Source organism: Pseudonocardia sp. Ae331_Ps2, from assembly GCF_001932405.1.
Classification (GTDB): Bacteria; Actinomycetota; Actinomycetes; order Mycobacteriales; family Pseudonocardiaceae; genus Pseudonocardia.
Map to the genome: position 1 here is coordinate 3,820,544 of NZ_MCIM01000001.1, position 8,971 is coordinate 3,829,514.

Here is an 8,971-nt window from a genome sequence, read left to right on the forward strand (position 1 = left end):
CGGTTCCCCGGTCGGGGTTGAGGTGGGTCAGCGGAAGTGGCAGGCGTTGCGGTGGTCGGAGTCTGCGTCGCTCGCGCCGTCCTTGACCAGGAGCTCGGGGGTCTCGCCGGCACAGCGCGAGCGCTCGTGCTCGGACAGCGTCCGGGCCAGCGGGCAGCGGCCCAGGAACGCGCAGCCCGGCGCGTCGTCGGTCGGGCTGGGCAGGTCCCCGGAGAGCACCACCCGCTGCCGGGTCCGTTCGACCTGCGGGTCCGGCACCGGGATCGCCGACAGCAGCGCCTGGGTGTAAGGGTGCTGCGGGTTGCCGAACACGTCGGCGACCGCGCCGGACTCCACGATCCGGCCCAGGTACATGACCGCGACCCGGTCCGCGACGTGCCGCACCACCGACAGGTCGTGCGCGACGAACAGGTAGCTCAGCCCCAGCTCGCGCTGCAGTGCGGTGAGCAGGTTCAGCACCCCGGCCTGCACCGAGACGTCGAGGGCGGACACCGGCTCGTCGAGCACCAGCAGCGACGGCTTCGTCGCCAGCGCGCGGGCGATCCCGATGCGCTGGCGCTGCCCGCCGGAGAACGCCGCCGGGAACCGGTCGACGTGCTCCGGGTCCAGACCGACCAGCGCCATCAGCTCGTCGACCCGGGTGGCGACCCGGTCCCGGTCGGTCCAGCCGGCCGCCCGCAGCGGTTCGGTGAGGATGTCGCCGACCGTCATGCGCGGGTCGAGCGCGCCCATCGGGTCCTGGAACACGATCTGGATCTCGCGACGCAGCGCGGCGATGTCGCTGCGGCCGCGCAGCGTGGCGACGTCGGTTCCGGCGATCTCGATCGTCCCGCTCTCCGGCGGGAGCAGGTTCATGATCTCCAGCAGCGTCGTGGTCTTGCCGCAGCCGGACTCGCCGACCAGGCCGAGGGTCTCACCGCGGCGGATGTCGAGGTCCACGTCGGCGACGGCGTGCACCGTGCCGACCCGGCGTCGCACCAGGGACCCCTTCATCAGGGGGAACGTCCTGCGCAGGTGGCTCACCGACAGCACCGCGGGACGGGTCTCGCGGTCGCCGGCGCGGTCGTCGTCGAGGAGGAGGTCCGGAACGGCGAACACGGGCTCGCCGTCGATCGCACCGTCGACGATCTCGCCGGTCCGCACGCAGGCGGCGGCGTGGCCGTCGCGACCCGGGACGGGCCGAAGCGGCGGCTCGGCGGTGCGGCAGGCGTCGACGGCGACCGGGCAGCGCGGCGCGAACGGGCAGCCCGTCGGCAGGTCGGTCGGTGCGGGCGGGCTGCCGGGCACCGGGACCAGCGGGCGCCGCTCGACGCTGTCGACGCGGGGGACCGCGCCGAGCAGACCGATCGTGTACGGCATCCGCGGCGCGGCGAACAGCTCGTCCACCGGGGCCGTCTCGACCGGGCGCCCGGCGTACATGACGAGCACGTCGTCGGCGACCCCGGCGACCACTCCCAGGTCGTGGGTGATCATGACGACGGCGGCGCCGGTCTCGTCACGCGCCACCTTCAGCACGTCGAGGATCTGTGCCTGCACGGTGACGTCCAGGGCGGTCGTCGGCTCGTCGGCGATGATCACCGACGGGTCGTTCGCGATCGCCATCGCGATCATCACGCGCTGACGCATGCCGCCCGAGAACTCGTGCGGGAAGGCGCGCACGCGTCGTCGAGGATCGGGGATGCCGACCAGGTCGAGCAGCTCGACCGCACGTTCGCGGGCCTTCGCGCGGCCGATGTCGCGGTGGATCTGCATGGCCTCGACGAGCTGGTCGCCGACGGTGAAGATCGGTGTCAGCGAGGACAGCGGGTCCTGGAAGACCATCCCGATGTCGTTGCCGCGGATCCCGGACAGCTCCTCGTCGGACAGTCCGACCAGCTCGCGGCCGGCCAGGGTGATCGAGCCCGTCACCGACGCCGTCTCGGGCAGCAGGCCCATCACGGCCAGCGAGGTCACCGACTTGCCGGATCCGGACTCGCCGACGATGCCGAGCGTGCGCCCGGGCAACAGGTCGAAGTCGACGCCGCGGACGGCCGCCACCCGGCCGGCCTCGGAGGGGAACGCGACGGTCAGGTCGCGCACGGACAGCACGGGGGCGTTCATGCGCTGCCTCCGGCCCGGGACGTCGGGTCGAGGGCGTCGCGCAGGCCGTCGCCGACGAACGCGAGCGACGCGGTCAGCAGCACCAGCAGCACCGACGGCACGATGAAGATCCACGGCGCGGTCGCCATCGACGAGCCGCCGTCGGCGAGCATCGTGCCCAGCGAGACGTCGGGGATCTGCACGCCGAACCCGATGAACGACAGCGCGGTCTCGCTCTGCACGGTGCTCGCCACGTTCAGGGTGAAGGTGACGATGAGCAGCGAGCCGATGTTCGGGATGAGGTGGCGGAAGACGATCCCCGGCCCGGACACCCCCATGAAGCGGGCGGCCGAGACGTACTCGCGTTCGCGCAGCGTCGTCGCGACGGTCCAGACCACGCGGGCGGTGGTCATCCAGCCCAGCAGGGTCAGGGCGACGATCAGGATCCGGTAGTCGCCCGACCCCCACTGGGAGGCCAGCGCCAGGATCAGGAACGACGGCACCACCATCAGGAAGTGGACGACCGTGAGCAGGACGCGCTCGCCGCGCCGGGCCCAGGTCCGCCCGCCGCCCAGGTAGGCCGCGCCCGCCCCGACCACCGCGGCGATCAGGGTGGTCAGCAGCGAGACCGTGACGGCGATGGTCAGTGAGCGCTGCAGGCCGTGCACGGCCTGGGCGTAGACGTCGTTACCGCCGGCCGTGGTGCCCAGCGGGTGGTCCAGCGACGGCGCCGCGGTCAGCGCCGCGAAGTCGACGTCGGTGTGGTCGTAGGGGGAGAGGAACCCGCCGACCAGGGAGAACAGCACCAGCAGACCGAAGACGACCAGACCTGCCATCGCGGGCCGGTTGCGCCGGTAGCGACGCCAGACCAGCGCGGCGCGGGCACCCCGGCGACGACGGGGTGCGCCCGGCCCCGGGGCGCCGTCGGCACCGTCGGAGACGGTGGGGGCGAGCTCGGGCATGTTCAGGCTCATGTCAGCCCACCCGCACCCTCGGGTCGAGGGCGACGACCGCGATGTCGGCGAGCATGGCGCCGACCGCCGTCGTCACCGCGCCGAACGCCGCCGTGGCGACGACGCCGTGGATGTCGTTGGTCGAGATGGTGCGGATGAAGTAGTCGCCCATGCCCTGCCAGGCGAAGGTCTTCTCGGTGATCACCGCACCGGTGAACAGCGCCGGGATCGCGAACGCCACCTGAGTCGCCACCGGGATCATCGAGCTGCGCAGCCCGTGACGCCGGATGGCCTGCCTGCGGGTCAGCCCCTTGGCCCGGGCGGTCCGCACGTAGTCGGAGTTGACCACGTCGAGCAGCATCGAGCGCTGCAGCAGGTGGTAACCCGCGTAGGAGATGATCAGCAGCGAGATCGTCGGCAGTACGAGGTGCTGGGCCCGGTCGACCAGCAGCGGCCAGAACCCGGTGACCCCGGGCGACTCGGACCCCGCGACGTAGAAGAGCGTCCCGCCGACACCCTGGTTGATCGCGATGGCGACGAACACGACCGCCAGCGCCGCGACCGCCGACGGGATGTTCAGGGTGAACACCGAGGTCAGCTGGGCGGCGCGGTCACCGAGCCGGTACTGGCGCTGGGCCGAGTAGACCCCGAGCGCCACCCCGATCACGATCGACAGCAGCAGCGAGAAGAACACCAGCTGCCCGGACACCACGACGCGGAACGCCACCTGCGCGTTCACCGGGTCGCCGATCGGGCTGGTGCCCCAGTCCCAGCGGGTCACGATCCCGGTGATCCAGATCCACCACCGCTCCAGGACCGGGACGTTCGAGTCCAGGTTGTACTGGCCCAGCGACCGGGCGATCTCCGCGTCGGTGCGCGGCGGTCGCAGCTGCAGGTAGTTGACCCGGGGGTCGAGGAAGGAGTTCGCGAGGAAGTAGACCAGGTTGGTCGCGACGACGATCATCGCGAGCCACCCGGCGCCCCTGCGCAGGAGGTACCGGAGCACGCTGCTCTTCTCTGTTCGTCCGCGGTGCGGTGGTGACCGGCAGCGCGCGGGTGGTGGGACGACCGCAGGTGAGCGGGTGTCACTGTTTCGGGCGACATCGAGGCTGGCACGCCAGTACCAGAAGTTGGTAGTCCCGGCTCACAGCGTTTACCCACTCGTGATGATGACACCCTCCCGGCACCGCGGGTTCGTCCGAGGGAACCGCCGGACCTGCTGGCAGGCTGGGCGCCATGACCGCCCTCGCCGTCGTCGCCGGCCTGATGATGCTCGTCGGACTGGCCGGGATCGTGCTGCCGGTCCTGCCCGGGCCGCTGCTGATCGTCGGCGGGGTCGCGGTCTGGGCGGTCCCGCGCGGCGATGCGGTCGGCTGGTGGGTGCTCGGCATCGCGGTGCTCGTCACCGTCGCCGGCCAGGTCGCGAAGTACCTGCTCCCGGGACGCCGGCTCAAGGCCGCCGGGGTCCCGACCCGCACCCTGTTCGCCGGGCTCGTGCTGGGCGTCGTCGGGTTCTTCGTCGTGCCGGTGGTCGGGCTGTTCCTCGGGTTCGTGCTCGGGGTCTGGCTGGCCGAGCTGGCCCGTCTGCCCGACGCCGCCACCGCCTGGCGCTCGGCACGCGAGGCGCTCACCGCCGTCGGCTGGAGCATCCTGATCGAGCTCGCCGCGGGGCTGGTCACGGTCGCGGTGTGGATCGGCGGCCTCGTCGTAGGGTGAGTCCTTCGGCGTGGACTGCCCGCTCGGCATGCCCGGATATCGTCAATTCGCATCATGTCCGACGTTCGGGGGGAGCGAACACTACGAGGGCGAAGACGCGAATCCCAGGACGAGGAGCAGCTCTCATGCCTGATGCTCACAAGAACTCCGTCGCCGAATACGTCAATCGACTCGTGACCGACGAGGCCTATGCGGAGGACATGCGCACCACCTTGAACAAGGTCGTGAGCGGCACGGCCACCACCGACGACCTGCGGCGCAAGATGGCGCTCGATCCGGCCGGACTCGGGAACCTCACCCAGGCGGCCGGGAATGAAGCCGAGTTCTCGACGACCGTCACGACGGCGACGACGTGCACGCTGACCAGCCCGACGACCGTGACGACCGCAACGCTGACGACGTTGACCGCGGTGCAGGAGGCGTAACGGGCGTGCACCTCGCTGACGACTGGCTGCGGGAGTCGTCGCGGACCTTCCCGTGCGAGCGGGGCGAGTGGCGATTCACCTCGCCGCCCGAGGACGCGGATCTTCCCCATGCCGGGTGGAAGATCCATGTCTCGGCCACGGTCATGACGGTGCCCGTGATCCTCGATCGGGTCGCGCAGATCGTGCGGGAGTACGGCGTCCTCGCGAAATGTCCGCGGACCCTCGCTGGAGTGGCCCGGCTGAACCAGGGAATAGGACCGACGTACTCTCAGATCGGCAAGATCTTCACCGTTTATCCGTCCTCCGACGAGGAGTTCGTCGCACTCGGGGACGCACTCGTCGCAGCCACCGAGGACTGCGATCATTGGCCCGCGGTCCCCTTCGAGAAGCAGCTGGCCGCGGGTCGTCCGGTCTTCTACCGGTACGGCGTCGTCGACCCCTCGGTCGACACGACGCTCGGGGCGTGCCACCTGAGGGGCCCCGACGGGCAGGTCGTGCCCGACCGTCGTTCCGACACGGAGCCTCCGGCGTGGGTGCGGGACCCGGTTGTGTGGCGGGCCCGGACGGTGCACCGACAGGAGGCGATGTCGTTCGTCGGGCTCCGGGCCGTCAGCCAGCGGGGTAAGGGCGGCGTCTACCTCGCGGTGGATCGCAATGCCGGTCGGCGCCACCTGTGCATCGCCAAGGAGGGGCGCAGGCACGGTGAGACCGACTTCGACGGTGTCGACGGCCGTCGACGGGGCCTCGACGAGGCGGATGCGCTCACGGCTCTGCGCGGACTGGGCTGCATGCCGGTCCTGACCGGCGTCGAGACCGCAGGTGGGCACGTCTACCTGAAGATGGAGCCGATCGCGGGTGTGGACGTCGCGCAGATGGTCCACGGACACGTTCCGGCACACACACTGCGTGCCATCGTGCTGCGCCTCGCCGAGTCCGTGCGGTCGGTACACACCCACGGCTGGATCTGGAACGACTGCAAGCCGGCCAACATCGTGGTCGGATCCCGGGGGCGGGTGCACCTTCTCGACTTCGAGGGCGCCTGTCCCATTGAGGTGTTCTCAGTAGCGGGTTGATCATGTCGTGCGGTCGTACTCGGTGTGGAGTAGTACGAGCGCAGCTGCGGTGATCGCGCCGGTGCGCCAGGGACATAGCGTGACTCGCCGCAACGCGGCGAAGGTGGTCTTGAGCAGGGCGTTTCCGCGTTCGGCCAGAGCACGAAGGGCTGAGTGCAGGGTGTTGACGGTGCGCTGGTTGACCGTCTGCCCGCGGCCGGGGGCGAGTTTGATGGGCACGGTGAGCCGGTCGGCTTCGCCTTCGTAGCCGAGGTCGCCCAGCGCGGCGTGGGTGTCGTCGGTGAACGCGGCCAGGCCCTCGAGCAGCCCGGGGTGGGTACGGGCGCAGCGGGTGTCGTGCTCGCGGCCCGGCCGCACGTCGCTGGTCCATAGCGGCCATCCATCAGGTGCGGTGAGGACCTGGATGTTCCCGCCGTGGCGGCGGTGCTTGCCCGACCACCACAGGTCGACCCCGGGGGTGAGGCCGAGCGCGCGGCACCGGTCGGTGGCGATCAGGGTGCCGTCGAGATTCACGTGGGTGTGCCCGGCTGTGCGGGCGGCGAGCAGGGCTCCGTGCAGGCCGGGTGCGGCCGCGGCGAGGACGTCGATGCCTTCGTGCAGGTAACGGTAGGCCGTTGCAGTGCTGATCGCGTTGTCACCGGCCAAACATCGGACCCGGGTAGCATCACAGAACCAGCGGATCACCAGCACTGCCTGGGCGAACGGGGTCAACGCCCGCCGCCGGGTGCCACGTCGACGGCGTTGAAGGACCAGGAGCCGCGCCAGATAGGCCACGGTGCGCTCCCCGATCGGGAGGACAGCGGTGTAGGTGACAGGATCAGACATGCAGGACCTCGGTGACGGTGTCGATCTGTGCTGGACCGAACCGATCTACCGGGGTCCTGCCCCGTTCCCGCTCATCTCACCACCCTCGGCGTGTCGCCACGACCTGCCACCCCGCTACTGAGAACACCTCACTCAGTCCCGCCTTGTACCCCACCCCTCGGGCTGGCAACCGTCTCGGCGCGCCGTGAGGAGATCACCACCCCCGCCGCACTCCTCTTGATCTACGAAGCGGTGCCGGGTTCGGGCGGAGCCCGAAGGTTGGACGTATGGATCTACTGCGGGGTGAAGGCGTCACCGCGCAGGAGCGGGACAGCGGCGCTTTGATCGAGCTGCGCGGCTGTCTCTACGTCGTCCATGAAGCCGATGTCGATGAGCTCCCGCCCGCTGGCGCACCGCCGCAACGCACCCTCGACATCATCCGAGATTGTGTCAAAGGCTCCGATCGCTGCATGCGCCTCGGGCGAGAGGTTCTTCCAGCCATGCTCGACGAGTTCCTTCATGAGCGCCCCCGCTCCCCACTGATCTTCTACGGCGGGGCGAAGACCACCGTCGGGCCAGCGCTCCCCCGCTGCGATCACAGCCACGCGCAGCGTCGAATCCGCCTGACCCCGACGATGCAGCCACTCCGCGGCCGCTTGCCTGTTACGGAGTCCGACACCGAGCACTTCTGGCGAGGTGGCAGCGAGTCGAGCGGCGATGGTCGACCCGTTCGGGGATGGCAGGACAAGGCGCGACATTGCGGGCGCCGCGCGGACGCTCGCCGGGGACAGGCTGATCTGTCCGTGCCGGACATGGGAACGGCCGACCGCAAGCACCGCGTCATGCTCCCTCGCGAAGGTCTCCGCGCTCTCGCCGCGCCACTGGTAGGGGTAGACCACAACTCCGCGATCCGCGGCGACTGTGAGCGTCGTTGTGAAGCTGAGGACGTCGATGACGACCGCGACGTCGCACCCTGGACCGAGCGCATCGGCGCCCGTTGGCCCCCAGTCCAGACGCAGCGAGTACGTGCTCTGGCGATGCGCATCGTTGATCCGGGTCACGTGGGCGACAGTAGAGGCACCACCGTGCAGCTGCTTCGATCGACTTGACAGCAGGGCGCAATCCGGGCGGCTGGGCCGGCCCGCGCCGCCGGAGGCGGCGCCTTGATCCTCAAGAGGCGGATCCGGCAGCATTCGAAACTCGCAGCACGTTACTTCGACTAGCAGTGCGAGCCCGCGCTAGCAGTAGCCCAAGGGCTCTCGTCATCGTGCGGCTCCGCAGTGGAGATACCTACGTTCACTTTCGATCACAAGCCCTGGCGTCAATTGCGGCCACATACAACCTCGACTCAAGATCGGCGAGTTGCTCGAATCTAGTTGCCAAGCAGTACCGATCCCCCATCGCTGCGTCCAGGTGCATCCTTCCTATGCATCGCGCTTGTTCATCAAGAAGGGAGGAGAGTGTCGCCCAGCCAGAAAGAACATTGAGGTGTTCTCAGTAGCGGGTTGATCATGTCGTGCGGTCGTACTCGGTGTGGAGTAGTACGAGCGCAGCTGCGGTGATCGCGCCGGTGCGCCAGGGACATAGCGTGACTCGCCGCAACGCGGCGAAGGTGGTCTTGAGCAGGGCGTTTCCGCGTTCGGCCAGAGCACGAAGGGCTGAGTGCAGGGTGTTGACGGTGCGCTGGTTGACCGTCTGCCCGCGGCCGGGGGCGAGTTTGATGGGCACGGTGAGCCGGTCGGCTTCGCCTTCGTAGCCGAGGTCGCCCAGCTCGGCGTGGGTGTCGTCGGTGAACGCGGCCAGGCCCTCGAGCAGCCCGGGGTGGGTACGGGCGCAGCGGGTGTCGTGCTCGCGGCCCGGCCGCACGTCGCTGGTCCATAGCGGCCATCCATCAGGTGCGGTGAGGACCTGGATGTTCCCG

General features: G+C 69.9%; 9 protein-coding genes. 3 read left to right on the forward strand and 6 right to left on the reverse strand.

Translation table 11 applies throughout. The features are described from left to right. Positions 1-27 precede the first annotated feature (27 nt). The 3 genes from Ae331Ps2_RS18370 to Ae331Ps2_RS18380 are packed head-to-tail and all read right to left on the reverse strand — an operon-like array spanning position 28 to position 4,038. Positions 28-2,100, reverse strand: coding sequence for an ABC transporter ATP-binding protein (locus Ae331Ps2_RS18370; protein WP_075307523.1), 2,073 nt, complete (start codon positions 2,098-2,100; stop codon positions 28-30). Next, complete coding sequence (locus Ae331Ps2_RS18375; protein WP_060712828.1) at positions 2,097-3,053, reverse strand: ABC transporter permease; 957 nt, start codon at positions 3,051-3,053, stop codon at positions 2,097-2,099. Before Ae331Ps2_RS18375 ends, Ae331Ps2_RS18370 begins: the two co-directional genes overlap by 4 nt. 1 nt (position 3,054) lies before the next feature. After that, positions 3,055-4,038 carry an ABC transporter permease gene (locus tag Ae331Ps2_RS18380; protein WP_020627872.1) on the reverse strand — a complete coding sequence of 328 codons (984 nt, stop codon included), beginning with the start codon at positions 4,036-4,038 and terminating at the stop codon, positions 3,055-3,057. A 230-nt stretch (positions 4,039-4,268) separates the two neighbouring features. On the opposite strand from Ae331Ps2_RS18380, the gene Ae331Ps2_RS18385 reads away from it, so the two are divergent. The 3 genes from Ae331Ps2_RS18385 (at position 4,269) to Ae331Ps2_RS18395 (ending at position 6,246) form a co-directional block, all read left to right on the forward strand. Continuing rightward, positions 4,269-4,748 carry a DUF456 domain-containing protein gene (locus Ae331Ps2_RS18385; RefSeq protein WP_020627871.1) on the forward strand — a complete coding sequence of 160 codons (480 nt, stop codon included), beginning with the start codon at positions 4,269-4,271 and terminating at the stop codon, positions 4,746-4,748. Positions 4,749-4,921: 173 nt separating this feature from the next. Continuing rightward, the gene (locus Ae331Ps2_RS18390; RefSeq protein ID WP_075307521.1) at positions 4,922-5,173 is read left to right on the forward strand and encodes a hypothetical protein; all 252 of its coding nucleotides are present in this window, start codon (positions 4,922-4,924) and stop codon (positions 5,171-5,173) included. 5 nt (positions 5,174-5,178) lie between these two features. Continuing rightward, the gene (locus Ae331Ps2_RS18395; protein WP_075307519.1) at positions 5,179-6,246 is read left to right on the forward strand and encodes a hypothetical protein; all 1,068 of its coding nucleotides are present in this window, start codon (positions 5,179-5,181) and stop codon (positions 6,244-6,246) included. On the opposite strand, the gene Ae331Ps2_RS18400 is transcribed toward Ae331Ps2_RS18395, so the two are convergent. The 3 genes from Ae331Ps2_RS18400 to Ae331Ps2_RS18410 form a co-directional block, all read right to left on the reverse strand. Further along, positions 6,247-7,071 carry a transposase family protein gene (locus Ae331Ps2_RS18400; protein ID WP_075313133.1) on the reverse strand — a complete coding sequence of 275 codons (825 nt, stop codon included), beginning with the start codon at positions 7,069-7,071 and terminating at the stop codon, positions 6,247-6,249. Positions 7,072-7,343: 272 nt separating this feature from the next. After that, positions 7,344-8,111: a 2-phosphosulfolactate phosphatase gene (locus tag Ae331Ps2_RS18405; RefSeq protein ID WP_212611730.1), complete on the reverse strand. Its 768-nt coding sequence runs from the start codon at positions 8,109-8,111 to the stop codon at positions 7,344-7,346. A gap of 448 nt (positions 8,112-8,559) precedes the next feature. After that, a partial coding sequence (locus Ae331Ps2_RS18410; protein WP_254864910.1) for a transposase family protein occupies positions 8,560-8,971 on the reverse strand: 412 nt, incomplete at its 5' end.